The organism is Halorubrum sp. Ib24 (genome assembly GCF_002252745.1).
Classification (GTDB): domain Archaea; phylum Halobacteriota; class Halobacteria; order Halobacteriales; family Haloferacaceae; genus Halorubrum.
The window spans coordinates 1-23,591 of the sequence record NZ_NHOX01000043.1; the positions used below are offsets into that span (position 1 = coordinate 1).

24 protein-coding genes are annotated in these 23,591 nt (G+C 69.1%); 13 read left to right on the forward strand and 11 right to left on the reverse strand.

Going from position 1 to position 23,591, the window contains the following annotated elements; genetic code table 11:
- From DJ82_RS15075 to DJ82_RS15390, 3 genes are all read left to right on the forward strand, one after another.
- On the forward strand, positions 1–330 hold a 330-nt coding region (locus tag DJ82_RS15075; RefSeq protein ID WP_206745233.1), incomplete at its 5' end, for a hypothetical protein.
- A 607-nt stretch (positions 331–937) separates the two neighbouring features.
- Positions 938–1,105, forward strand: a complete 168-nt coding sequence (locus tag DJ82_RS12140) for an AAA family ATPase (protein WP_275093925.1) — start codon at positions 938–940, stop codon at positions 1,103–1,105.
- Positions 1,106–2,109: 1,004 nt separating this feature from the next.
- Entirely contained in the window at positions 2,110–2,457 is a 348-nt protein-coding gene (locus DJ82_RS15390) for a DUF5815 family protein (RefSeq protein ID WP_241881512.1), read from the forward strand.
- A 550-nt stretch (positions 2,458–3,007) separates the two neighbouring features.
- Here the strand turns inward: DJ82_RS15390 and DJ82_RS12145 are convergent.
- On the reverse strand, positions 3,008–4,045 hold the full coding sequence (locus DJ82_RS12145) for a S66 peptidase family protein (protein ID WP_094581911.1): 1,038 nt from the start codon (positions 4,043–4,045) through the stop codon (positions 3,008–3,010).
- A gap of 158 nt (positions 4,046–4,203) precedes the next feature.
- Between DJ82_RS12145 and carB the strand changes: the two genes are divergently transcribed.
- Both carB and DJ82_RS12155 read left to right on the forward strand, forming a co-directional pair.
- Positions 4,204–7,467: a carbamoyl-phosphate synthase large subunit gene (carB, locus tag DJ82_RS12150; protein ID WP_094581912.1), complete on the forward strand. Its 3,264-nt coding sequence runs from the start codon at positions 4,204–4,206 to the stop codon at positions 7,465–7,467.
- Between the two features lie 183 nt (positions 7,468–7,650).
- Positions 7,651–8,799 (forward strand): signal peptidase I, encoded by a 1,149-nt coding sequence (locus tag DJ82_RS12155; protein ID WP_094581913.1) that lies wholly within the window; start codon positions 7,651–7,653, stop codon positions 8,797–8,799.
- A 12-nt stretch (positions 8,800–8,811) separates the two neighbouring features.
- On the opposite strand, the gene DJ82_RS14615 is transcribed toward DJ82_RS12155, so the two are convergent.
- The 3 genes from DJ82_RS14615 to DJ82_RS12165 form a co-directional block, all read right to left on the reverse strand.
- The gene (locus tag DJ82_RS14615) at positions 8,812–9,735 is read right to left on the reverse strand and encodes a hypothetical protein (RefSeq protein WP_143420553.1); all 924 of its coding nucleotides are present in this window, start codon (positions 9,733–9,735) and stop codon (positions 8,812–8,814) included.
- The gene (locus DJ82_RS12160) at positions 9,725–10,297 is read right to left on the reverse strand and encodes a hypothetical protein (protein ID WP_094581914.1); all 573 of its coding nucleotides are present in this window, start codon (positions 10,295–10,297) and stop codon (positions 9,725–9,727) included. Before DJ82_RS12160 ends, DJ82_RS14615 begins: the two co-directional genes overlap by 11 nt.
- 136 nt (positions 10,298–10,433) lie before the next feature.
- On the reverse strand, positions 10,434–11,129 hold the full coding sequence (locus DJ82_RS12165; RefSeq protein ID WP_094581915.1) for a hypothetical protein: 696 nt from the start codon (positions 11,127–11,129) through the stop codon (positions 10,434–10,436).
- Positions 11,130–11,410: 281 nt separating this feature from the next.
- Here DJ82_RS12165 and DJ82_RS12170 point away from each other — a divergent pair, with 281 nt between their 5' ends.
- Positions 11,411–12,499, forward strand: coding sequence for a hypothetical protein (locus DJ82_RS12170; RefSeq protein ID WP_094581916.1), 1,089 nt, complete (start codon positions 11,411–11,413; stop codon positions 12,497–12,499).
- 19 nt (positions 12,500–12,518) lie between these two features.
- On the opposite strand, the gene DJ82_RS12175 is transcribed toward DJ82_RS12170, so the two are convergent.
- On the reverse strand, positions 12,519–13,088 hold the full coding sequence (locus DJ82_RS12175; protein ID WP_094581917.1) for a nitrous oxide reductase accessory protein NosL: 570 nt from the start codon (positions 13,086–13,088) through the stop codon (positions 12,519–12,521).
- 105 nt (positions 13,089–13,193) lie between these two features.
- Here DJ82_RS12175 and DJ82_RS12180 point away from each other — a divergent pair, with 105 nt between their 5' ends.
- From DJ82_RS12180 to DJ82_RS12190, 3 genes are read left to right on the forward strand one after another with little or no spacing between them, the layout of a single operon-like run.
- Complete coding sequence (locus DJ82_RS12180; RefSeq protein ID WP_094581918.1) at positions 13,194–15,257, forward strand: NosD domain-containing protein; 2,064 nt, start codon at positions 13,194–13,196, stop codon at positions 15,255–15,257.
- Positions 15,250–16,065, forward strand: a complete 816-nt coding sequence (locus DJ82_RS12185) for an ABC transporter ATP-binding protein (protein ID WP_094581919.1) — start codon at positions 15,250–15,252, stop codon at positions 16,063–16,065. The genes DJ82_RS12180 and DJ82_RS12185 overlap by 8 nt, the downstream gene beginning before the upstream one ends.
- Positions 16,062–16,925 (forward strand): copper ABC transporter permease, encoded by an 864-nt coding sequence (locus DJ82_RS12190; protein WP_094581920.1) that lies wholly within the window; start codon positions 16,062–16,064, stop codon positions 16,923–16,925. Before DJ82_RS12185 ends, DJ82_RS12190 begins: the two co-directional genes overlap by 4 nt.
- Positions 16,926–16,950: 25 nt before the next feature.
- On the opposite strand, the gene DJ82_RS12195 is transcribed toward DJ82_RS12190, so the two are convergent.
- A complete protein-coding gene (locus DJ82_RS12195; RefSeq protein WP_241881518.1) occupies positions 16,951–17,319 on the reverse strand; it encodes a hypothetical protein in 369 nt (122 codons plus the stop codon).
- A gap of 122 nt (positions 17,320–17,441) precedes the next feature.
- Here DJ82_RS12195 and DJ82_RS12200 point away from each other — a divergent pair, with 122 nt between their 5' ends.
- The 4 genes from DJ82_RS12200 (at position 17,442) to DJ82_RS12215 (ending at position 20,370) form a co-directional block, all read left to right on the forward strand.
- On the forward strand, positions 17,442–17,945 hold the full coding sequence (locus DJ82_RS12200; protein ID WP_094581921.1) for a winged helix-turn-helix transcriptional regulator: 504 nt from the start codon (positions 17,442–17,444) through the stop codon (positions 17,943–17,945).
- Positions 17,946–18,064: 119 nt separating this feature from the next.
- Complete coding sequence (locus DJ82_RS12205; RefSeq protein ID WP_094581922.1) at positions 18,065–18,925, forward strand: sulfite exporter TauE/SafE family protein; 861 nt, start codon at positions 18,065–18,067, stop codon at positions 18,923–18,925.
- Positions 18,926–18,998: 73 nt separating this feature from the next.
- Positions 18,999–19,685, forward strand: a complete 687-nt coding sequence (locus DJ82_RS12210; RefSeq protein WP_094581923.1) for an SCO family protein — start codon at positions 18,999–19,001, stop codon at positions 19,683–19,685.
- 43 nt (positions 19,686–19,728) lie between these two features.
- Positions 19,729–20,370, forward strand: a complete 642-nt coding sequence (locus DJ82_RS12215; protein ID WP_094522479.1) for a DJ-1/PfpI family protein — start codon at positions 19,729–19,731, stop codon at positions 20,368–20,370.
- Between the two features lie 5 nt (positions 20,371–20,375).
- Here the strand turns inward: DJ82_RS12215 and DJ82_RS12220 are convergent, their stop codons facing one another.
- The 5 genes from DJ82_RS12220 to DJ82_RS12240 all read right to left on the reverse strand — a co-directional run bounded on the left by DJ82_RS12220 (position 20,376) and on the right by DJ82_RS12240 (position 23,574).
- Complete coding sequence (locus tag DJ82_RS12220) at positions 20,376–20,849, reverse strand: universal stress protein (protein ID WP_094558356.1); 474 nt, start codon at positions 20,847–20,849, stop codon at positions 20,376–20,378.
- 134 nt (positions 20,850–20,983) lie between these two features.
- Positions 20,984–21,286 carry a hypothetical protein gene (locus DJ82_RS12225; protein ID WP_094581924.1) on the reverse strand — a complete coding sequence of 101 codons (303 nt, stop codon included), beginning with the start codon at positions 21,284–21,286 and terminating at the stop codon, positions 20,984–20,986.
- Positions 21,283–22,599 (reverse strand): helix-hairpin-helix domain-containing protein, encoded by a 1,317-nt coding sequence (locus tag DJ82_RS12230; RefSeq protein ID WP_094558358.1) that lies wholly within the window; start codon positions 22,597–22,599, stop codon positions 21,283–21,285. The genes DJ82_RS12225 and DJ82_RS12230 overlap by 4 nt, the downstream gene beginning before the upstream one ends.
- Positions 22,596–22,988, reverse strand: a complete 393-nt coding sequence (locus DJ82_RS12235; protein ID WP_094581925.1) for a hypothetical protein — start codon at positions 22,986–22,988, stop codon at positions 22,596–22,598. Before DJ82_RS12235 ends, DJ82_RS12230 begins: the two co-directional genes overlap by 4 nt.
- Positions 22,978–23,574, reverse strand: a complete 597-nt coding sequence (locus tag DJ82_RS12240) for a hypothetical protein (RefSeq protein WP_094527467.1) — start codon at positions 23,572–23,574, stop codon at positions 22,978–22,980. Before DJ82_RS12240 ends, DJ82_RS12235 begins: the two co-directional genes overlap by 11 nt.
- Positions 23,575–23,591 lie beyond the last annotated feature (17 nt).

Below are 23,591 nucleotides of genomic sequence, written 5' to 3' on the forward strand. Positions count from 1 at the left end.
GAGAGAGAAAAGACCGGCGATCACAAGTACGAGACAGTCGCGGCCTGCAGAAAGAGATCAGTCCGTCACAGTGAGATGGTCGAACTGCCGAGAAACACCACGCAGATCATTCATCGAAGCTGGATCATGAGCAGCGCAGGGGTCCTCACTGCACGTCGCACGGGACGGAGGAGACCTGCTCGCGAAGGCCGTCGCCAACGAGACGAACGCGTCGTTCTCTCGATCGCCGGCCGGAGAATCATCGTCGAATACTACGCGATCCACAGCCTCCGGAGATCTTCGCAGGACCGAAAGAGGAGAACCCGAGCATCATATCTCATGCGAGCCTGACTCGAAGTATCGCGCCTAAGCGCAGGAGAATGACGGCGAGGTAGTCGCGTCGTCCGAGCAGCTCCATCACATGATTGACGGACTCAGAAAGACGCGCGGAGCAGGTGTCGTGCATCCGGGCGTACCAACCGCATGGACAGCGTGACCCGCGCTCTCGCCGCCCCGGCCGTTCGACCGCGAGAATCGAATCGCGTCGTCCCGACGAGACGGCCGCCAAAAATCCTCCAGATCCACACCCGCGAATACTCGTCTCGAACGACTCTCCCTCGAACCACCCGCCCGAAGACGCACGGCTTCGTCGGCGCGACATCGAGAGCTGACGAAGAGGCCGCGATGAACGCGCTCCGGCGCTAACATCCCGAGATCGATCCTCGACGACGAGAGTGCCGCCGAGCCTGAGTCGACCGATATCGTCAAGGCTGATGACTTTCTCCGGCGCTCGACGGAAGGGGAGCCGTCGCGATGCCAGGTGCTCGCAGCTCTCGAAGTATCGTGGGACACCGTCGCGGCTCAGCGAGGCAAAATAGCAGGTCCAGAGAGATCCGGTGAGTGAGCCGCTCACCTCGCGGAGAGTTCGACCGATGGCGTCGTACGCGCCGAGCTCCCTCTGTACGGCCCGCCCGCACCCGGGAAGACTACTATGCGTAAGGCCGTCGCCAACGAAAAAAAAAAAAAAGACAACGCCGACTTCATCTTCGGTTCGGGGCCGCGCTGCCTCGCAGTGGTCGGCGAAGTCGAGAAGGCGATCCGCAGCCTTCCGGAGGCCCGCAGGTGAGACCGACGATCATCTTCTTCGCACGAGCTCAGACAGCTCTCCTGCCTGCCTCTCGCGGCCAAGAGATGGGAATAAGTTCCGCAGCGCGTCGTCAACCAGATGCTCACCGAGCTCTGAGGCGTGGAGGATGGCCGCTGAATGGGATACGGGGCCACGAACCCCCGACATGATCGACAACGCGCCTTGCTTCGCTCTGGCCGTTCGAACCGCTCGTGATGCATCGTCCAGCCGGACCAGGGGCCGCGAACAGATCCTCGACATCCACACCAGGACACGCCGCTCGCGCCCGACGTGACTCCGCGAGTCCGGAGATCACGGACGGCTACGTCCCGCTCCGACCTCGAGGCATCGCCCGCGAGGCCGCCATCGAGGCCGCTACGCGACGACTACGACGCCGAGGAGTCGAGATGAAGCACTTCCGCGCGCCAGGTCGTGCGCCGATCCGTTCCAACCGACCATCCTCTCGTATTACGAGGAGTACGAAAAGCATTCGGCCGCGGCGGCGAGACGCTCCGCGACACGGCGGCCGATGGGTTTCAGTAGGCGGCCCGCCACGTCTCCCACCCCGACCTTTTCGTCTGGGGGGCGTATCGACGCCCGGCTATGTCGACTAGGGTCACCCGATCGACGTTTGAGTGGAAGTCGAGGTCGACCAGCAGACGAGCTGCGACATCGAGCGCGTGACTATCGCCGAGCGTCGTGGAGCACTACGAGGCCGGCGGCGTCGAGATGATATCTGAAGCCGAGGTGGAGACGCCACGGTAGCGATGAGACTCGACGAGCGGGCGCTGGCACGACGAGAGCATGGCGCTGAGACACGACGAGCATACGGCGCATGGAGACGGAACGACGAGAGTAGTTCTGGGGACGACGACGGCTCCGATTCCGAGGAATACGACGACAGTAGTCATCGTCGCCGACCGGTCGCGGCCAAGCGCGTCGCGATTCCGCGCTTTTAACCCGACAGCGACCAAGGATCCCATGCCCCAGCCGCGCGCCCGGCGGTGACGAGAACACGCTGGAGGCTGCCCTGCGGACAGACGATAGCGCCGGCGAGTGGACTCGGATGCGCGAGTTCGAGTGCGACTGCGAGGACCACCGGTCGTGATGGACCTGCACCCACGGAGCGCTTCCTCCCGACTTCCTCGTCGAGGTCCTCCCAGGCGAATCGAGACTACCAGCGAGAGATGCCGCAGTTTGACACGCCGCACTCTGCTCGCGTCGTGCTAGAGGGAGTTCCCGGAGCCGTCGTCGCGTACGAGCCAGCGAGAACGCGACGTCGCTACGCGATGACGTGGTGGCCGATCGTCCCGGCGCTCCACGAGATCGTCGTCGAACTCGTCGTCGACTGATGAGACGCCCGTGAGCCACCCGACGACGACGAGGCGCTTCGGCGTTCAAGCGAGTTGGTCGAGTTCGACGTGACCGATTCGTCGAGCAGTACGCGCCGAGCGCGACTTTGGAAGCCGAAACCCGTACGCCTGACGCCGACGGGTGAAAGGAGGACTGGGACGAGACGGTGAAGCCTCACGAATCGCGTGAGCGTCCGTTTCGAACGTTCCGTGTTCAGACAGTTTGTCCGACTCCATGTCTCACATGAAGCCTATATGTCGCCCTACCGTACGTAGGACGTATGAGCCGCGATACACCGTACGACGAATCCGCAGCGTGCTCACCGAGGCCGACGAGCCGCTACGGCGCGGAGATCTCGGCGCTCCGCCGACGGTCGAGGGAGTCTAGACAGCCGCACCCCGTCGCGACCGTGCTGCGGTGGGCCGACGCGGCGAGGTCGGGATCATCTCGGACCGCCCGTACCGGTACCGCTGAGACTACCGCGGCTGCAGGCCGGGCGATCCCGGCGGCGAGTCGCGGCGCCCCCGCCGGCGAACGAGGGGACCGCAGTCAATCCGGCCCGAACCGGAGCGCGCCGTCCGTCGGGTCGAGCGTCGCGACCGCGCCGATCGGGAGCGGGAACGACGGGTCCGTGTGGCCGAAGTCGTAGCCGAACCCGACCGCCGCGTCGGAGGCGTACCGTTCCACCTCGCGAGTCACGACGCGCTCCAGTTCCGCCGGGTACTCGTTCGGGTCCGGGTCCCACTCCAGGGTCGGCGCGTTCGTCCGCGGACGACCGACGAGGACCCCGTCGAACCGCTCCAAGAGCCCGCGCTCGCCCATCGCGCGGAGGGTGTAGCCGACCTCGCGCGGCGGGGGCACGTCCTCCGAGGTCTCCAGTGCGAGGACGGCCTCGTCGAGCCGCTCGGGGTCCGGCAGGTATCGGCCCGCCTGGAGGTGCCACTTCACGATCCCGAAGGAGCCGCCCCACACTCGGCCGCGGACGGGGTCCTCGGGATCGGCGTCCGGACCGACCCACGTCGTCGGCCCCGGGTTCTCGCGCCACGCGCGCGCCTCGCCCGTCTCGAAGTCGAACCAGTCGTCGGTCCACTCGTCTGCTGGTTCGACGGCGCCGAGGGAGTCCTCGAACAGCGCGCGCCGGAGGTGCCGCTCGGTGTAGGGGTGTAGCTCTGGGTCACAGACGAGGTCCGGGTGGATCCCGAGCCCGTAGCTGACGATCCCGCGGTTCCAGAGGAACAGCCGGAGGTTGTCGTTGTCGCTGTACCCGAAGAAGCGGGTCGGATTCGCGGCGAGCGCGTCGCCGTTGAGGTGCCGCAGGACGCGTATCTGGTCGTCGCCGCCGGTGTACGCCATCACGGCGCCGATCTCCGGGTCGGCGAAGGCGTCCTCGACGTCGGCCGCGCGCGCCGCGGGCGACGCCGGCTCCTCTCGATCGGGGTCCGCGGTCGGGAACACGCGCGTCTCGACGCCGAGGGCCGAGAGTCGTTCGCGGCCGATCCGGAGCTTCGTCGCCTCGGCCGGCCGCGAGGGCGCCACGACCGCGAGCGCCTGGTCGTCCCCGAGCGGCGGGGGCGTCGTAAACGACATGCTGGCGGCTTGCGTCCGACGTCGGCATAAGTCACCGGGTCGTGTGCCAAACCGTCTCGCGTGCTATGTCTCGACGTACCTTGCGAAAATCGCAAACTCGCTGCGAGATTCGTATTCTATCGTCGGCCTTATTACGATGAGCGTACTCCGTCGCGATAATGAGCGAGGACCGGACCATTCTACTCATCGGTAGCGGGCCGATCCAGATCGGACAGGCGGCGGAATTCGACTACTCCGGCGCACAGGCGTGTCGCGCCCTCCAGGAGGAGGGGGCCCGCGTCGTGCTAGTGAACTCGAACCCGGCGACGATCATGACCGACCCGGAGACCGCGGACCGGGTGTACATCGAGCCGATCACGCCGGAGGCGATCGCCGAGGTCATCAGGATCGAAGAGCCCGACGGCGTCATCGCCGGGCTCGGCGGCCAGACCGGACTCAACGTCACCGCCGAGCTCGCCGAGGAGGGGATCTTGGAGGAACACGACGTCGAGGTGATGGGGACGCCGCTCGACACCATCTACGCGACGGAGGACCGCGACCTGTTCCGTCAGCGGATGGAGGGCCTCGGGCAGCCGGTGCCCAAGTCGACGACCATCTCGCTGGACGAGGGCGAGTCGGTCACCGACTTCGACGAGGAGGCGTTCCGCGGGCGCGTCCGGGAGGCGGTCGACGCGGTCGGCGGGCTCCCCGTCATCGCCCGCACGACCTACACGCTCGGCGGCTCGGGCTCCGGAGTCGTCGACGACTTCGAGAAGCTCGTCGAGCGCGTCCGCAAGGGGCTCCGCCTCTCGCGGAACAGCGAGGTGCTTATCACGGAGTCCATCGCGGGGTGGGTCGAGCTCGAGTACGAGGTGATGCGGGACGCCGACGACTCCTGTATCATCATCTGCAACATGGAGAACATCGACCCGATGGGGATCCACACCGGCGAATCGACGGTCGTCACCCCGTCCCAGGTGATCCCCGACGACGGGCATCAAGAGATGCGCGACGCCGCGCTCGAAGTCATCCGCGACCTCGGTATCCAGGGCGGCTGTAACATCCAGTTCGCGTGGCACGACGACGGGACGCCGGGCGGCGAGTACCGCGTGGTGGAAGTGAACCCGCGCGTCTCCCGCTCCTCGGCGCTCGCGTCGAAGGCGACTGGCTACCCGATCGCCCGCGTGACGGCCAAGGTCGCGCTCGGCAAGCGCCTCCACGAGATCGACAACGAGATCACCGGCGAGACGACCGCAGCCTTCGAGCCAGCCATCGACTACGTGGTGACGAAGGTGCCGCGCTGGCCCATCGACAAGTTCGACGACGTCGACTTCGAGCTCGGCACGGCGATGAAGTCCACCGGCGAGGCGATGGCGATCGGCCGGAACTTCGAGGAGAGCCTCCTGAAGTCGCTCCGCTCGTCCGAGTACGACCCCGCCGTCGACTGGGCGACCGTCGACGACGACACGCTGGAGACCGAGTACCTCGAACGCCCGAGCCCGGACCGCCCGTACGCGATGTTCGAGGCGTTCGACCGCGGCTACACGGTCGCGGACGTGGAGGCGCTGACCGGGATCAAGCCGTGGTACCTCGAACGGTTCAAACGCGTCAGCGACTCCGCGCAGGCCGCTCAGGACGGCGAGTTCGCGCAGGCGGCCACCGCGGGCCACACGAACGCCGAGATCGCCGCCCTCGCCGGCGGCGTCGACGTCGATGCCGTCGAGGAGGACGTCCCCGGTCGGACGTACAAACAGGTCGACACCTGCGCCGGCGAGTTCGCCGCCGAGACCCCGTACTACTACTCCGCCCGTCAGTCGGAGTTCAACCGCGGACCGCTGAAGGGCGACGCCGCGGCCGCCGAGCTCGTCGTCGACAAGAGCGTCGACAGCGTGGTCGTCGTCGGCGGCGGCCCGATCCGCATCGGGCAGGGCGTCGAGTTCGACTACTGCTCGGTCCACGCGATCCAGGCGCTGCGCGAGCTCGGCATCGAGGCGCACGTCGTCAACAACAACCCCGAGACCGTGTCGACGGACTACGACACCTCCGACGGGCTGTTCTTCGACCCGATATCCGCCGAGGAGGTCGCCGACGCGGCCGAGGCGACCGGCGCCGACGGCGTGATGGTCCAGTTCGGCGGACAGACGTCCGTGAACATCGGCGAACCGCTCGAAGCCGAGCTGGAACGCCGCGGGCTCGACTGCGAGATCATGGGGACGAGCGTCGAGGCGATGGACCTCGCCGAGGACCGCGACCGCTTCAACGTCCTGATGGACGAGATGGGAGTCGCCCAGCCGAAGGGCGGCACCGCGACGAGCGAAGCGGAGGCGCTGGAGCTGGCCCACGACATCGGCTACCCCGTCCTCGTCCGGCCCTCGTACGTCCTCGGCGGTCGCGCCATGCGGGTCGTCGAGGACGACCCGGAACTCGAGGAGTACATCGAGGAGGCCGTCCGGGTCTCCCCCGATAAGCCGATCCTGATCGACCAGTTCCTCGACGACGCCGTCGAACTGGACGTCGACGCCGTGGCGGACGTCGGCGCGTCACACGCGCCTGCAAGCGAGACGGAGTCTCGCCCTGGCGAGGACGTGCTCCTTGGCGGCGTGATGGAGCACGTCGAGAGCGCGGGCGTCCACTCGGGCGACTCCGCGTGCATGATCCCGCCGCGCTCGCTCGACGAGGAGACGATGGCGCGGGTCCGCGAGGTCACCGAGGACATCGCCCGCGCACTCGACACGGTCGGCCTGCTCAACGTCCAGCTCGCGGTGACGGGCGTCGGCGACGACGTCGACAGCGAGGTGTACGTGCTGGAGGCGAACCCGCGCTCCTCGCGGACGGTCCCGTTCGTCTCGAAGGCCACGGGCGTCCCGATCGCGAAGCTCGCCGCGAAGGTGATGACGGACGACCTGACGCTCGCCGACCTCGACGCCGACGAGCAGATCCCCGAACACCGCAGCGTGAAGGAGGTCGTCCTGCCGTTCGACCGCCTGCCGGGGTCGGACCCGCGGCTCGGCCCCGAGATGAAGTCGACCGGCGAAGTGATGGGCACGGCCCGGTCGTTCGGCAAGGCGTACGACAAGGCGCAGGACTCCACCGGCAAGCCGATCCCCGAGTCCGGCACGGCCGTCGTCGACCTCTCCGCGGAGGAGTTCCCGGACCCCGACACCGAGGCCGGCGAGGCGCTGGTCGAGGGGTACGCCGAGCACTTCGAGCTCTCGACGGCGACGGACCTGATCGAGGCCGCGAAGCGCGGCGAGATCGACCTCATCGTCTCTCGGCAGCGCGAGCTGCTCGAAGTGGCGGTCGAAGAGGAGATCACCTACTTCTCGACGCACGCCTCGGCGAAGGCCGCGCTGGAAGCGATCGCGCACGCCGACGACGACCTCGACGTGATGGCCGTCTCCGACCGGCCGAAGCGGGTCGAGAGCTGGGGCGCGAGCGAGTAGAGACGGACCGGCTCCCCGGCGCTATCTGCGCTGCCCGGTTCCACCGAACGATTCCGCCCGCGCCGAACGTACTGATTCGCGATGACCGGACGTCGACCGGTCGCGGGACGCGGCTTGAGAGCGGGTCTCGCGTCACCGAATCGCGTTCGATGTTTTAAGTCCCGACGCCGTGTTCATACCTACATGTCACGGGAGGCGGCGAGAGACGCGTTCGCCGTCCTCGCCGTGCTCGTCGTCATCGCGCTCGTCGTCGGTCAGCTCGCCGGACAGCCGGTGTTTCTGGGATACGTCACCTCCGGAAGCATGGCGCCGACGCTGGAGGCCGGGGACGGGTTCGTCGCCGTGCCGGCGGCGGTGTCCGGCCCCGTCGACGAGGGCGACGTCGTCGTCTTCGAGGCGTTCGAACTCGACGGCGGCGGAACGACGACGCACCGCGTCGTGGGGACGACTCCGGACGGCTACCTGACGAAGGGCGACAACAACCCGTTTCGGGACCAGGACGGCGACGAACCGCCCGTCACCGACGACCGGATCGTCGCGACGGCGCTGCAGGTGAACGGCGACGTGGTGCGGGTCCCGGGACTCGGGACCGCGATCACGGGGCTCCGAGAGGCGGCGACGGGCGCCGTCGTCGGGCTCGCGACGGCGGTCGGTCTCGACTGGTCGCCGGACCAACGCGGGCTCAGCGGGCTGTTCATCTCCGTCGGACTCGCGCTGTTCCTCGTCGTCCTCGTCGACGACCTCCGGAACAGCGGGCGGCGGACGCGGAGCCGCGACCGGTCGCGGGGCGACGACGGGCTCGACGCTCGCTGGGTCGCGCTCCTCCTGGCGCTGTTGATACTCATTCCGGCCAACGCGGCGATGATCGCGCCCAGCGGCACGCATCACGTGACCTTCGACGGCGACGACCTCCCGGCGGGCACGGCTCCCGGCGGGCAGGTCGAGAACGGGTTCACCGCGGAGAACAACGGGCTCATCACGATGCTCGTCGTGCTCGAAACGAGCCATCCGGAGAGCGAGTTCGACCGGAATCAGTTGGCCGTTCCGCGGGGGGAGTCGGCGACGGCGACGCTGTCGACGACCGCCCCGGGACCCGGAGAACGCGCGACGGTCGCGGTCTCCGAACACCGGTACTTCCTCGTGGTTCCGCCCGCCGTGATCCTCCGGCTTCACTCGATCCATCCGGCCGTCGCGGTGGGAGCGTTCAATCTGTTAGTGCTCGGGAGCATCGCCACGCTGCTAGGGGCGTTCCTCGGGTCCGGATCGAGGCGGGTTCGAGAACGGAGACGCGGTGCATCGCTGAGCGTTCAACTTCGGCGGCTGTTTAAATAATTCCGAGGGAGCCTACTCGGCTCTTTCTTGCAATTCGAAGTAGCCGACTTCCACGCGATTATTTCCAGTGTCATTCGTTCCAAATATAAGATATAGTTCCCCACTATTTTCTATCGCTTCGCTTTCATCGTCGGTGAATTCGACTATTACTGTTCTCGTATTTTGCAATTTGCCCTTGCTGCCCTGGTTGTAGGTTAGCCGATCTCCATCGCCGTCAACGAGGTATACAGACCAGTTTCCAGAAACTTTGCTCACGTCAACTGCTAATTGATACGGGCCGTCGAACGAGACTGGGGGAAGGGCGTAACCGACTTTTGCCCTTTCCCCCGACTTCGAAATAGTTGCGTAATCGGTGTCTTTCTTATTTACATTTCCGGGAAGCAGGATGTTTCCCGCGGCATCTTCCGGATGGTCGGCCTGTCCTTCGTCACCGGAATCCCTGTAATTGTTAGAACTGCCGTAGTCGTAGCAGTTGATGTCAACTGGATCGTCCGTGGTACGAGTTGCGGTAATTGTGAACTCCTTTCCCTCAAAAACCGCCCTGAAAGCCAACTCGATATTGTATGAGCCGTAGACGCTCGATCCGTCAGAGCAACTCACTTCCACCACGTACGAGTCGTCCTCGTCACCGTCGGAAAACACCGCTTTAGAAGGTTCGGGTCCAACGACAGTGACTTCGCTCTTTTCTGAGTCGAAGGCGCCGATATTGTCCTTTATTTTGTACACCACAGCCGAGCCACCGAACTCGACGGTTTCCGCTTTTGAAGACTTATCGACGAACTGTAACACCGCGTCGTCGCCGTCGCCCGCGTTGACCTCGACATCCCGATACGTGGAGATCTGCGTCGACCCGCCGGTGCCGAACAGCAGGAGTCCGCCGCCGCTAACGATGGAGCCGACGGCGGCCCGTCGCGTCCACTTCTTGTTATCGCCCATCTCTGAGTTCCGGCGGCTTCCCGTCGCTGCCGAGGTTCATCTCCCGGTTCTGGAACACGTGGAACGCCGCGGAGGCGGTGAACAACACCGCGATTACCGCCGCCCACGCGAGGCTCGGCACCGACTCCGGAAAGACGCCGACCCACACGGCGGCGACGAGGCCGAGCGACACCGCACCGAGACCGAGGTAGTACTCGGCCCACGGGATCGAGTCGCCGGGCACGACGTCGACGTACACGTCGAGGTCCCGCGCCTCCTCGGTCAGCTCGATCGTCCCGCTGTCGTGGGTGATGATGCCCGCGCGCTCTAACTTCGGGATGTGGTTCTGCTGTATCGAACTGTACGCGAGGTGCCGCTCGCTGGAGGTGATCTCGGAGACCGATTTGTCGTTCTCCCACGCCGCGACCTGCTCGGCGACGTCCGAGAGCTCCGTGGTGCCGTCCTCGTTCTTAATCGCGTGGAGGGAATAGCGTCTTCGTGGGTTACTTAATATTTCATAAACTTCGTTCCGGGAAAGAGAGGGCGCTGATTGTTGATCGACAGTCGCTTGATCGAGGCTCATCACCTCGAACTCACCGCTGAGGATCGAACACTATTGTGAAATACTCTGTTCATCATATATTCTATTTAATAGATTTGAGTATTAAAAACAAACGCTTCGACACCCACGTGGATCAGCCGTATCGGGAGAAAACGCGTTAGCTGCTGCCGCTGCTCCCGATCGTGATTATCAGATCTTCCGTTTCAGTACTCCCCGGCTCACCCGTTTCAACGGTTCCGGGGAGAGTCACGTTACTCGAGCCGGTACCGGCACCGGTACTCACGTTGTTACCGGCCACGCTCGCGAGCAGTCCGTTGTCCGTGTCTCCTTTGTTGAATGTCACGTCGACGGCACCGTTCCTCACAACGCCGAAGAGCGATGATTCGGTCAGCGTTGCGTTCGGCGGCAGCTTGCGTCCGGGTTCGTCTGTCGGTCCGAAGACGATTGTGACATCGTTGGCGACGAGGCTCACGTAGTTTCTATCGACAGTAGTACCGTACGTGTCGTCGAAAACCGGGAACAGCGATCGCCCGTCGTACTCTGTATCGTCGGCTTTCACCGTGACGTTACTCGACGCGGTGTTTACCAGAACGTCGGCAGAGCCGTCGTCACCAAGAATAGTGTTCGCGATGTTGTCTTCCGCATCTCCGACATCTCCGACACTAGGTTCGCTCTCAGGATTATCGGGGTTCAACTGAACGACCCCATCGTCACCGAAATCGTTACCGAGCACGTTCACTTCCACTTGGCGCTGCGCTTCGACCGTGGTGAACGCTCCCGACCCGAACGCCGCACCAGTTCCGACGCCGATCATCCCGATGGCCCCCAACACGCTTCTGCGATTCAGCTTCATTGTTACGTCATCTGCTTGGTCGGATACCCACTTACTATTAGGCCGCGTTAGCGGGTTTCAGGCCGTCATTGAAGACGATTTCCCGCCGTAACGCCCGCAGTTAGACGATTCAACGCGACGCTGAAACGCCTAACGCGGTTCACTACTAACACCGTCGGTGGCATGGGCCCTACCGTGAGCGTACGGGCCGCGCCGATGCCGACGATAGCGACGATGCCGAGTAGCCTCGGCTCGGTCGTCGGCCGGGGCGACCCGACCCGGACGACGAACTCGGTGGGAACATGAACCGCGCCATCGTCGCGCTCGCCGTCGTCGTCGTGCTGCTCGGTGGCGGAGCCGCGACCGGGGCCTCGTTTACCGACGGCGACGAGGTCGCGACGGACTCCGGCGTCTACCTGTCGCCCGCCGACAGCGAGAACGCCGACAGGTACGTCGCGTACGACGACGCCGGCGAGCTGCGGCTCCGCTTCGGATCGGTCCCGCCGGACGCGCGGACGAGCGTCGACGACCTGTTTCTCGTCGGGTTCGCCGGCTACGAGGGCGACAAGACCGGGGAGAACGCCACGACCGTCCGGATCGAAACCGAGACGGACCGGGTGACGCTGTACCGGATGGACACCGGCGAGCGCGTGACGGGCGGCGAGCTCACGTTGCGACCGAACTCGTCCGTCACGCTCGGCGCGACCGTCCCGCCGACGGTCGGGAGCTACGCGGAGATCGTGCGTTTCACCGTCGACGTCCCAGAGGACGGGTCGGGATCCGGGACGAGTCCGGGCGACGGTGGGACCGGTGACGGCGGACAGCGGGATGACGGGTGGACCGGTCGACGGCGGGGCGGTGAACGGTGGACCAGGCGGACGGGACGGACGAGAGGGAACGCCGGCGGCGACACCACGGGAGACGCGAGGCCGCAGACCGGTGGCGACGACGCTGACGGGCCGGTCGGATCGGTCGACGGCGACTCCGACGCGGAATCCGGCGGCTCCGCCGACCAGGCCTCCGGCGCTGACGACGAGGGGCCGACGGCCGAGCCCGCCGGCATCCGGTTCAACGGGGTGCCCGTCGCGTGGTCGCTGTTCGCGGGCTTCCTCGCGGGGCTCACGAACTACCTCGTCCAGACCCGGATCAGGGACGTGCTCCCGGCGCTGAAGACGGAGCGGTCGAACCGCAGGGAGCGCGTGCGGAACGTCCTCGCCCGAGAGGCGGTGATCACGGTTGCCGTGATAGCGCTCACCGTGCTGGTGGCGGGCGTCCTGTCCAACGCCGGAATCACCGGGATCCCGCGGCTCGTCGCGACGCTGGCGTTCTCGGCGATCGTCGGCGCCGTGTCCGGGGCACGCGGCCTTCCGGACCTCACAGAGCGCCGTTAATCGCCTCCGGCGACGGGCCTCACAGCGCTTCCAGCGTCGATCGCTCGACGTCCGTCGCCGCCATCGGCTCCCCGCCGTACTCATCGACGAACGCCGTCACGTCCGCCTCCTCGCTGAACGGGATCAGCTCCGGCCCCATCGCGCCGACGACCTCGCTACGCGCGACGACGGTGAGATCGGTCGTTCGCGAGAACGCCTCGCTCTCGACGTGCGAGGAGAACATGACGTCGGAGCCCTCCTCGAACACCTCTTGATCGACGAGCGAGTAGTCGGTGAGGAACGTCGCCAGCGGGGTCCGTCCGGCGTCCTCGGCGTCGAACCGGTAGGTGTACGTGCAGGTGCTGCTACAGAACTGCCCCGGTCGCCCGCCCTCGGGCTCGTCGTCCTCGAAGTGGGCCTGTCCGACCGGCCCGGGGTGGTCCTCGATTATCATTCCGCACTGGTCGCAGGCGCGCTCCCCGTCGAGCGAGATCGGCGTGATCGACGCGCTCTCTTCGCCGAGACAGCCGGCGGCCGCGAGCGCGATCCCCGCGCCGACTCCGGAGAGCAGTGGCCGACGCGACGTCGGCGGATGCTGGTGGTCTCCCATGCGTAACAGTTGCTGAACCATCGTCTTAGACCCTCTGGACCGATTCAATCCCCCGTTCGAGGAACGAACCAGATCGGATAAACCCCGGGAGAAATAAACGTCACCGTGACGAGATTCGACCCCTTCGGCGATCCGTCGCTCCCGGTCCGGCTGGCGCTCGCGGCGCTCGTCCTCGCCGCCGCGGCGGCGACGGCGGGGGCGTTCGTCGCCGATCCCGAGACGGCGGCGCCGTCGCCGGTCGCCTACGACGACGTCGTCGAGCTCGGCCTCTCCTCCGAGACGGACGCGCTGATGGCGGGATCGGCGACGATTCCGCGGACGCAGGTCTTCTACTCGCAGCTCCAGTACGTCGTCGGCTACAACGGCGTCGAGTCGTTCGCGAAGGCGCTCGAGGACGACCGGGCGGAGCGGCAGTTCGGCTACCCGGTCGTCGCCTACGTCGAGACGTTCGACGACGCGCGGCCGGGGACGACCGAGCGCGGCCTGTTCGACGCGGAGCTGGCCGGCGAGTGGACGCCGGCGCCGGAGGCGGTGTACGTGGTCGGGAGCGACGCCCGGAGCCCGGCGGGGGAGACGGTCGTCCCGTTCCGCGAGCGAGCCGCCGCCGAGGCGTTCACAGCCGACCACGGCGGGCGGGTGATCGACTGGGGCGCGGTCCGGGACCGGTCGTTCGACACGGACTCCGCGGCGGCGGTGCGCGGGATGGCCCCCGACCGCTGGACGGCGGCCGACCAGCGGATCGCGGCCGCCGACCGGCGCGCCGACCGACCCGTCTCCGTTGTCGTCGGCGAGGACGCGCCGACGATCGGGGCGGCGCTCGCGGCCGCGCCGGCGAACACGACCGTCGCCGTCCCGCCGGGCACCTACGAGGAGACCCTGACGGTGAACGAGTCGGTCACGATCGCCGGGGAGGACGCGCGCATACGCGGCGACGGGAACGGCTCGGTGATCACGGTGCGAGCGCCGGACGTGGCGATCACCGGGGTCGCGGTCGACGGCAGCGGGAACGAAACGCGCGACCCGGATGCGGCGCGATCGGGCCGCGACCCCGAGGGCGGGGCGTGGGACACCAACATCCAGCTCGGGTACGGCCACGGCGACGCGGGGATCCGCGCGATCGACGCGCCCGGGCTGTTCGTCGACGACGTGACGATCGAGGCGAGCGCCAGCGGCATCCTCCTCCGGGACGGCTCCGACGCCGCGGTCCGCGACCTCCGCGTCAACGGGACGGAGGAGTGGCAGGACGGGTTCATGGGAATTACTGGCATGCAGTCGCGGGTGACGGTGACGGACAGCGAGTTCGCGGGCGGCCGCGACGGGATCTACCTCCACCGCGCCGACGACTCCGTCGTCCGGAACTCCGAGTTCGCGGACAACCGCTACGGCGTCCACCTCATGTACACGAGCGACGCGCTGATCGCCGACAACGCCTTCCGAGACGAGCTCTTCGGCGGGGTAACGGTGATGACGCGCCCCTCGGGCAACGCGATCGTCGGCAACGACGTCCGGAACTCCAGCGCGGGGATCCAGGCCTCGGGGACCAGGGCGTACATCGGGTACAACACCCTCGTCGGCAACGAACTCGGCTTCTCGACCAGCTCGCGCGGGTCCCTGTACGAGCGCAACGTCGCCGCGAACAACGAGCTGGGGGCCCGCGCGACCACCGTCGTCCCGTCGAGTCGGGTCGTCGAGAACGACTTCGTCGCCAACGCGGACCACGCGGCCGCCGGGGCGGGCGCGCTCAGGGTCTGGGCCGACGGCGGCCGCGGGAACTACTGGGAGGGCGCGAACGTCGGGATCCACGACCCTGGCGAGCGCGCGTATCGACCCACCTCGCCCGTCGACGGCGCGCTCCACCGCGAGGTCTCCCTAGTCGCCGTGCGCGAGTCGCCCGCGGTCGCCCTCCTCGACCGCCTCCGCGGGACGGTCCCCGGCGCGCGTTCGGGGAGCATCATCGACCCCGCCCCGGCGACGGAGCCGGCCGCGTCCGACCGGGTAGCGGCGGCGCTCGACCCGGACGCGGGACCGGTCCACGCCGACTGGCGCGCCCGGTCCGGCGGCGGAGAGGGCGATAGAAACGCGACCGGGACGAACGCGATCGGGACGAACACGAACGCACCGAACGCGACGAGACGCGGGGCCGCGACGAGCGGGGTGGCGGATGTCTGACGGCCTCGTCGCGAGCCTCTCCGGGGCGGCGCGGACGTACGGCGGCGTCCGGGTGCTCGACGACGTTTCGCTCGACGTCGAGCCCGGCGTCACCGCCGTCGTCGGCCCGAACGGCTCCGGGAAGTCGACGCTGCTGCGAGTGCTCGTCGGCGCGACGGAGCCGACCGCGGGCGAGGTCCGGTACACCGGTGCGACCGGGCCGAAGCCGATCGGCTACCTCCCCCAGCGGGTCCCGTTCCGGGACGGGTTCACCGCCCGCGAGACGCTCGCGTTCTACGCGCGGCTCGTCGGCGACGACCCGGACGCGGCGCTTGAGCGCGTCGGCCTCGGCGACGCGGGTGACAGGCACGTCGAGGCGCTCTCGGGCGGCATGCGTCGGCTGTTGGGCATCGCGCAGGCGGTCCTCGGGGACCCCTCGCTCGTGGTCCTCGACGAGCCGGCGAGCGGGCTCGACCCCGGGATGCGCGAGCGCGCGTTCCGCGCGGCCGCGAACCGCGCCGACGGCGACACCGGGGTCGTCGTCTCGTCGCACGCCCTCGACCTCGTCGACGCCCACGCCGACCGGATCGTGATCCTGCGTCGGGGACGGGTCGGCGCCGCGGGCCCCCTCGATCCACTGCTCGACGAGCACGGCGCGGCCGACGCGAGCGAACTCTACCGCGCCGTGGTCGGCGAGCCCGGCGCGAGTCGGGGCGCCGCGGACGCCGGCGACGCGACGGAGGGAGGCGGCGAGCGCGAGGGGAGCGACGGCGAGGGCGACGAGGACGCGGAGCCGGACGTCCACGTCACGGGGGTGTCGGACCGATGAGCGGCCGCCTCGCGGGAGTCTCGACCGTGTTCCGGCGCGAGATCGCGACGGTGGTCCGTACTCCCGGCTACGGCGTGCTGGCGGTCGGCCTCCTCGCGGCCCTCGTCGGCCTCCTCGCGGCCGGTGGGGGCGGCGCGACCGGCTTCGTGCCGGCGGTCGTGGACCTGCTCCTCCCGACCGAGGCCCTGGTCCCGCTGGTCGCGGTGGTGTTGGGCTACCGCGCGCTGCTGACCGATGTCGCGAGCGGCGAGCTCGCGGTGATCCGGACGTACCCGGTCCGCGTCGGCGAGTACGTCGCGGGGGTGTTGCTCGCGCGGCTGGTCGCGCTCGTCGCCGTGGTCGGCGTTCCGTACGCGGCTATCGGCGCCGTCGTCTGGCTGACCGCCGCGCCGGACACGGGGATCTTCGCGACCCACACCGGCGTCGACTCGCCGCTGCTGTACCTGCGGTTCCTCGCGTTCGTCCTCCTCCTCGGCGCGTCGTACGTGTCGCTCGCGGCGGCCGTCTCCGCGCTCGCCGCGAGCCGCCGCAGCGCGATCGCGCTCGGGAGCCTCGCCTTGGTGGCGGGCGTGCTCGGCGGCGACCTCGTCCTGCTCCGATCGCTCGCCGCCGGGGCATCACCGACGACGGTCCCCGCGTCGATCGCGCTCGCTCCCAACGGGGCGTTCCGCGGGCTCGTCTTCGAGCACGTGATCGGCGTCGCCTTCGCGCCGGAGGGCGGGTTCGTCTCGACCGCCCGGGCGGTCGCGTCGCTGGTCGGGTGGACGCTCCTCGGGGCCGTCGTCGCGGGCGTCACGCTCGCCTACGGGCGGCGCGTCGACGCGGCGGTCGAGCGCGTTCGCCGCGAGATCGGGGACTGAGCGGCCGCGTGAGGCGGCCCGCCGATCAGTCGGCGGTCGTGTCGTCCCCGACCGACCCCGGGGCGTACGCGTACACCGCGTAGAGGACGACCGCGGCGATGAGGAAGTCCAGGCTGTGTTCGACGTAGTGGTGCACCGGCATCGGGACGACGCCGAGGACGGTGCCCGCGCCCACGACCGAGCGGGCGAGGAGGGCGCCGACCGCGACGCTTATCAGGCCGTACTGGGCGCTCCGCCGGCGGCGGTAGGCGACGAGGCTCACGAGGAAGAGCAGCCCCGTTCCGAGGCCGGCGACGAACACGACGCCGAGCAGCGGCAGCGAACCCTCGACGCCCCATCCGCCGGCGGTCGCGCTCGCAGTCGCGGTCGCGCTCGCAATCTGGCTCGCGAGAATCGGACTCACGTTCTCGGTGTCTACTGCGGCGAGCGACAAGAATACTCCCCCGGCCGCTCCCACGCGGAGAGAACGCGCGGGCTCGTTTTAGGTGCCGATCCGGTAGCTCCAAGCGAGCACCAATGCCGGAGACCAGAATCCGGGTTCGCCGACACGTCCGCGACACGCCGGGCGTCCACTTCAACCGGGTGAGCCGCGACCTCGACATCGCCACCGGGCAGGCGCAGTACCACCTGCGCCGGCTCGTCCGGGACGCCGAGGTCGCCGTGGAGCGGATCGGCGGCCGCGCCCACTACTTCGATCCGGCGTTCGACCCGTGGGAGCGACGGGCCGTCGCCTTCCTCCGCCGCGAGACCGCCCGCGAGATCCTCGTTCGGCTCCACGCCGAAGGGGCGACCCGCCCGGCGACGCTCGCGGCGGAGTTGGACCTCGCGCGGAGCACCGTCTCGTGGCACGTCTCGAACCTCACCGAGAGCGGGGTCGTCGAGAAGTCCGACGACCGGCCCGTGCGCGTCTCGCTCGCGCGTCCCGAGCGGACCGCGGCGCTCCTCGACGAGGTGTCGGCGTCGCTCCCGGACCGGATCGTGGACCGGTTCGTCCGGACCGTCGACGACCTGTTCGAGTAGCCCGCCCTCGCGGTCGCGGTCCGACGCCGTGACCGCGCTCCCCGCCGCCGGTAGATCGCGGGCCCCCGTTCGCCGATCGCACCAGATCCGTTAGGGCCGCCGCGTGCGTGGGTTCGGACATGCGCGAACTCGGGGGCGGCGTCGGCTCGCTCGGGGCCTCACTCGCCCCCGCGACGGCGACGTGCGAGCCCACCGGAACGATCCACTCGGCGGAGCCGCTGAGCCTCGGCGTCTTCCTGCTCGTCGGCCTCCTCGGCGGCGCGCACTGCCTCGGCATGTGCGGACCGCTCGTCTCCACGTACGCGGACCGGATGCGCGAGGGCGCCGCCGAAGGGCGAGCCGGCGGCCGGGACGACCTCACCGTGCGACAGGTGCGCCAGCACGCGCTGTTCAACCTCGGACGGACCGCCAGCTACGCCGCGATCGGCGGGCTGTTCGGCCTCGCCGGGAGCCTCGCGTTCGTGACGGGCCGCACCGTGACGACGGTCGCCGGCGACGTCCACGCGCTCGCGGGGATCGCGGTCGGCGGGGTCGTCATCGCGATCGGGGCGCGGTACGCGCTCCGGCTGGAACTCCAGCGGATCCCGGTTCCCGGGCTCGCCGCCGCCGCCGGAGCGGTGACCGGTCGGATCGTGCCCCGCGTGGACGCGTGGGTCGGCAGCTGGCGGATCGTCGGGCTCGGCGCCGCCCACGGCCTCCTGCCGTGCCCGCTGTTGTACCCCGCCTTCCTGTACGCGTTCGTCCAGGGGAGCGCGCTCGGCGGCGCGGCCGCGCTCGGCGCGCTCGGCCTCGGCACCGTCCCGGCGCTGTTCGTCTTCGGCACCGCGTTCGGCGCCGTGAGCGTCGAGACCCGCATGCGGATCCACCGGGCGCTGGGCGTCGCCTTCGTCGCGCTCGGGTACATCCCGCTCCAGCACGGGCTCGCGACGCTCGGCGTCCCGCTGCCGCACCCCCCGATCCCGTACTACTCGCCGTTATAAATCCCGCGAGCGACGAGCCGCGTTCGACGGGCGCACCAGACCGGTTATGCGAGCGCGGTCCGACGACTTCGGTATGCAACGGCGAGCGGTGCTCGGCGGGATCGCTGCGGCGACGACCGGCGCGGTCGCCGGCTGCGCCTCGGTGCTCGGCGACGAGCCGGAAGGGGTCGTGCTCGGCCCGCAGGAGGACCAACTCGCGGACAGCGAGGATCTCGCGTATCCCGCGTACGGCCAACCACTCCCCGCGTTCGAGCTTCGGGACCCGATCGCGGGGGTGACGATCGACAGCGAGGCGCTCGATCGGACCGCGATCGTGACCGGGGTGTTCACCACCTGTCCCGTCGAGTGCGGGATCCTCCTTCGACGGCTGGTGTCCGTCCAGCGGCGGGTCGCCGACGCGGGACTGACCGACGAGACGGCCTTCCTCCCGATCACCTTCGACGCCGAGCGCGACGACGCGGCGACGCTTCGGGAGAACGCCGAGACGATCGGCGTGAACCTCGACAGCGGCAACTGGCACTACCTCCGCCCGGAGACGCCGGAGCGGGCGAAGGCGGTCGTCGAGGACCGGCTCGGGATCGGCTTCGAGCGGACGACCGAGAGCGAGCGACTCCCCGGGTACGACTTCACCCACGTCGTCGTCACCATGCTCGTCAATCCCGACGGGATCGTCGAGCGCGCGTACCGCGGCGAGCGGATCGACCGCGACCGCGTCGCCGGCGACATCGAGGCGGTCGCCGACGCCTTCGCCGCGGAGTGACAGCGGGGGAACGCACAAGCCGTCCGCCCCCCTTCGAGTCGGTATGAACGTGGACGTGCTGCTGTACGACGGCTTCGACGAACTGGACGGGATCGGTCCGTACGAGGTGTTCGACTACGCGCTGGAGTACGCCGGAGAGGGGGACGACCCGGCCGGGCGCGTCCGGTACGTGACCCTCGGCGAGCGCGACTCGGTGACCGCGAGCCACGGGACGCGCGTCGGGGTCGACGGGACCCTGCCCGAGCCGGACGCGGACGACGTCCCCGACCTGTTGCTCGTTCCGGGCGGCGGCTGGAACGCGCGCGACGCGGAGGCGAGCGCGTGGGCGGAGGCGCGGAAGGGGGACGTTCCCCGCGCGCTCGCGGCCCACCACGCGGCCGGCACGCGGATCGCCTCGGTATGCACCGGGTCCATGCTGCTCGCGGAGGCCGGCGTCACCGACGGGCGGCGCGCGGTCACCCACGCCGGCGCGATCGACGAGCTGCGCGAGTCGGGCGCCGAGGTCGTGGACGCGCGCGTCGTCGACGACGGCGACCTGCTCTCCGCGGGCGGTGTGACCTCCGGGATCGACTTGGCCCTGTACCTCGTCGAGCGGGAGTTCGGCGGCGACGTCGCCGACCGGGTCGCGACGGTCATCGAGTACGAGCGCCGCTACGAGGTCGCGGGCGGGGGCGGGGGCGACTGAGTCTGTCAGTCGCCGCCGTCGTCCGGGATCGGGGCGTCCGCCTCGCTCTCCTCGCCCTCGTTGCTCGTGACCTCGCCGTCGGCCTCGACCGTGATCACGGTGCAGTCGAGTTCGCTCCGGAGGAACGAGTCGATGTCCGGGTCGGAGAGGAGCTTCTGGACCATCCGCCGCCAGCGACCCGCCTGCTTCGAGCCGATGACGACGACGTCGGCCTTCTCGGCGACGATCTCCTCTAAGATCGTCTCCTCGACGAGGAAGCCGCGTCGGACGACGTACCGCGCGCGGTCCACCGCCCCGATCCGCCGCTCGACGGCGCGCTTGAGGTCGCTGCGGGAGACGCCGCCCGAGTTCTGATACAGGTCAACGTGGAGGATCGTGAGGTCGGCGTCGCGCTCATCGGCGACGCGGACGGCCTCTCGCAGCGTCGCGGCCGAGTGCGACGACGGCGGGAACCGGACCGGGACCACGACGAGAGTCATGTCCGGAGAGTTGCAGTGGAGGGATAAATACGCTGTCGGTGCGAATACTCGCGCTGAGAATCGAATGGCCCCGCTCGCACGACGGGAGCGCCGGTCACACGGTGGGAGCGCAGGTCATACGACCGGAGCGCCGATCACGCGATAGGAGCGCCGGTCACGGCCGCGAACTGCTCCGGATCGAACCGAACGCCGCCGACGCTGTCGACCCACGGAAGCCGCCCCAGCCGCCGAGCGCGGTCGTGGGACACGCGGACGACCGCAAACCCCGATCGGTGATGGAGCACGAGCCGGCCGCCCGTCCCCACGAGCCCGAGCAGCCCGGTGACGAACGCGTCGTGGTCGACCGACTCCGGACGCTTCACGAAGAAGAACGCCTCCGCGTCGGGGTCGGGTCCCGCGACCTCGATCGACGCGCCGAACCGCTCCGCGAGGGTCACCGCTCCTCCGTCAGCCGGGTCGCCTGCTCGATCCAGTCGGCGGCTCGGCTCGTCGACGCCCGCGTGATCTCGGCGACCGTCTCCGGCTCGAGCGTCGACAGCCGCGCGACGGATCCGATCCCCTTCTCGCGGAGTCGACTCGCGTACGTCGGACCGATACCGGAGACGGATTCGAGCTCGATCGGCTCCTCGCGGCCGCCGAGCTCCTCCTGTAACGCGCGGACCCGTTCGACCGGGATCGACAACAGCTCGGCGAGCTCCTCCGGGTCCCGCTCCACGAGCGCGTCGAGGTCGGTGACGCCGGCGCGGCGCAGTCGGTCCGCGACGGCCGAGCCGTTCTCCGGGTCGACCTCAACGATCGCGCGGCGGAACGCCTCCATGCGCGCCTTCTCCTCGTCGTCGGTCCGTTCTTCGGGCCTCTCCTCAGCGGTCTCGTCGGAGTTCTCCTCTCCGGTCTCGTCGGCGGGCGCGTCGTCCGCGGGTTCGTCCGCGTTCGAATCGCTCCCTCCCGTCGCGTCCGAGTCGGTCGAGGCGCCGGTATCCGCCTCCGCGCTCGACTCGTCGGCCGACTCCGAATCGTCGCCGGGCTCCTCGGCGAGGACGAGGTCGACGGGAGCCCCGGGCTCGGCGACGGCGTAGGCGTCGGGGAACTGCTCGACGACGGCCCCGGGCGTCGTCGTCGGGTCGGGAGCGCGTTCGACCGTTCCGACCGCGAGGTCGGCGGCCGTCAGCCGGCTGACCGCGGCCTCGCGCGACAGCCCCCGTAGCTCCGGCACGTCGACGTACTCCGTCTCCGGTCGTTCCGGTTCGGTGCGGGGCGCCCGCAGCCGGAACGAGACCTCGCTGAGGTTCGCCGAGAGCGACGACTCGTCCAGCGAGGGGAGGTGCATCCGGACCCCCTCCTCGGTCTGGGTGACGTTCGCCTTGAGCGTGAAGTCGACGTCGTCGACGCGGTAGCGCTCGCTCGACAGGTCCTCGTCGGCCGCCTCCAGCGCCGCGCCGAGGTTCGAGAAGACGGTCTTCGGCTCCAGCGCCGGGCGCTCCATCTCCAGTTCCCGGACGCGCTCCTGAAGCCGCTCGCGGTCGTCCGTCAGCTTCGAGAGCTGGTGTTCGAGCGCGTCGCGTTCGGTCCGCACGTCGAGCACGTCGGTCTGGAGCCGGACGAGCGACTCCTGCTGCTCGGTGATCACCCGCTCGACCGCCGCCCGCTCGACGGTTTCGAACTTCTCGACGTCGACCTGGGGGATCTCCTCCAACTGAAACGTCTCAGCGATGCGATACGATTCGCTCTTGGCGTCGAACCGGTCGCTCATGGCCGACGCGACTCCGGCGGAACGGGCGCTATCTTGAGGCGTACCTCGCTCGCGATCTCGGCGTCCACCTCGTACTCGCCGACGACGACGTGGTTGAGCGGCACCGCGCTCACGACGGGCTTGTACCCGCGGACCTCGTTGGTCTCCGGGTCTCGGATCTCCTTACCCTCGACGGAGAGCGTCAGCTCCAGGTCCGCCTCGACCTCGGAGAACCGGAGCCAGGAGGCGTCGAGGTCGTACGCGAGTTCGCCGCTCTCGATCTCCCGTTCGAGCGCGCGCTGGGCCGCCATCGATCGGCGGTCCAACTCCTCCTGGCCCTCCGCGACCGAGAACGCGACCGAGCGGACGAACTCCGAGAGCGGTCGCGCGAGCCACTCGTCAGTCGGCACGGTCGCCTCCGCGTTCCGCGTCCGCTTCCGCCGGGGGGCCGACCCGCCTCGGCAGCGGCGTCGGTTCGAGACGCGCGGCCAGTCGAGCGTTCGCGCCGACCTCCCGGTCGAACCGCCGCCGGTCGATCACCGACTGCGTGCTCGCCGTGAGCCCGCTCGCGGGATCGTTTCCGTCGTCACCGAGTCGGTCGGCGTCGTCCGTCCCGTCGTCACCCGCGCCGGCGTCGTTGCCCTCGCGCTCGGCCACTCGCACGTCCGCCTCGACTTCGATCGTCGCCTCGCTGAACCGGTACCACGCGGGCGTGATCCCGAGTTCCAGCAGGGACCGACGCTCCGTCGCGGCCGGCGTCGCCGTGACCGAGCCGTCGGTGTCGATCGTCCGCGTGACCGACGGGACGACCTCGAGTTCGGTCTCCGCGAGCGACGCCCCCGTCGCCGCGCTGTGCGCGTCGAGCGCGGTCTGCGCGTCGGCGACGCCCGCGGCCAGCAGGGAGACGAGGTCGTCGAACGGGACGTCCGCGACCGGCTGAGTCGGTCGGCGGCGGGCTGTACTAGGCGGGGAAACGTGATGGGCTCGTAGTGGCATAGGTGTCGGTGTCGCGG

What these genes read in the sequence shown, in the direction of transcription:
- DJ82_RS12160 (WP_094581914.1), bottom strand. Translation starts at nt 10,297, where the DNA reads ATGAGCCTCGATCAAGCGACTGTCGATCAACAATCAGCGCCCTCTCTT.
- DJ82_RS12230 (WP_094558358.1), bottom strand. Translation starts at nt 22,599, where the DNA reads ATGAGCGACCGGTTCGACGCCAAGAGCGAATCGTATCGCATCGCTGAG.
- DJ82_RS14615 (WP_143420553.1), bottom strand. Translation starts at nt 9,735, where the DNA reads ATGGGCGATAACAAGAAGTGGACGCGACGGGCCGCCGTCGGCTCCATC.
- DJ82_RS12165 (WP_094581915.1), bottom strand. Translation starts at nt 11,129, where the DNA reads ATGAAGCTGAATCGCAGAAGCGTGTTGGGGGCCATCGGGATGATCGGC.
- DJ82_RS12220 (WP_094558356.1), bottom strand. Translation starts at nt 20,849, where the DNA reads ATGACTCTCGTCGTGGTCCCGGTCCGGTTCCCGCCGTCGTCGCACTCG.
- DJ82_RS12155 (WP_094581913.1), top strand. Translation starts at nt 7,651, where the DNA reads ATGTCACGGGAGGCGGCGAGAGACGCGTTCGCCGTCCTCGCCGTGCTC.
- DJ82_RS12175 (WP_094581917.1), bottom strand. Translation starts at nt 13,088, where the DNA reads ATGGGAGACCACCAGCATCCGCCGACGTCGCGTCGGCCACTGCTCTCC.
- DJ82_RS12215 (WP_094522479.1), top strand. Translation starts at nt 19,729, where the DNA reads ATGAACGTGGACGTGCTGCTGTACGACGGCTTCGACGAACTGGACGGG.
- DJ82_RS12200 (WP_094581921.1), top strand. Translation starts at nt 17,442, where the DNA reads ATGCCGGAGACCAGAATCCGGGTTCGCCGACACGTCCGCGACACGCCG.
- carB (WP_094581912.1), top strand. Translation starts at nt 4,204, where the DNA reads ATGAGCGAGGACCGGACCATTCTACTCATCGGTAGCGGGCCGATCCAG.
- DJ82_RS12170 (WP_094581916.1), top strand. Translation starts at nt 11,411, where the DNA reads ATGAACCGCGCCATCGTCGCGCTCGCCGTCGTCGTCGTGCTGCTCGGT.
- DJ82_RS12240 (WP_094527467.1), bottom strand. Translation starts at nt 23,574, where the DNA reads ATGCCACTACGAGCCCATCACGTTTCCCCGCCTAGTACAGCCCGCCGC.
- DJ82_RS12210 (WP_094581923.1), top strand. Translation starts at nt 18,999, where the DNA reads ATGCAACGGCGAGCGGTGCTCGGCGGGATCGCTGCGGCGACGACCGGC.
- DJ82_RS12185 (WP_094581919.1), top strand. Translation starts at nt 15,250, where the DNA reads ATGTCTGACGGCCTCGTCGCGAGCCTCTCCGGGGCGGCGCGGACGTAC.
- DJ82_RS12205 (WP_094581922.1), top strand. Translation starts at nt 18,065, where the DNA reads ATGCGCGAACTCGGGGGCGGCGTCGGCTCGCTCGGGGCCTCACTCGCC.
- DJ82_RS12145 (WP_094581911.1), bottom strand. Translation starts at nt 4,045, where the DNA reads ATGTCGTTTACGACGCCCCCGCCGCTCGGGGACGACCAGGCGCTCGCG.
- DJ82_RS12190 (WP_094581920.1), top strand. Translation starts at nt 16,062, where the DNA reads ATGAGCGGCCGCCTCGCGGGAGTCTCGACCGTGTTCCGGCGCGAGATC.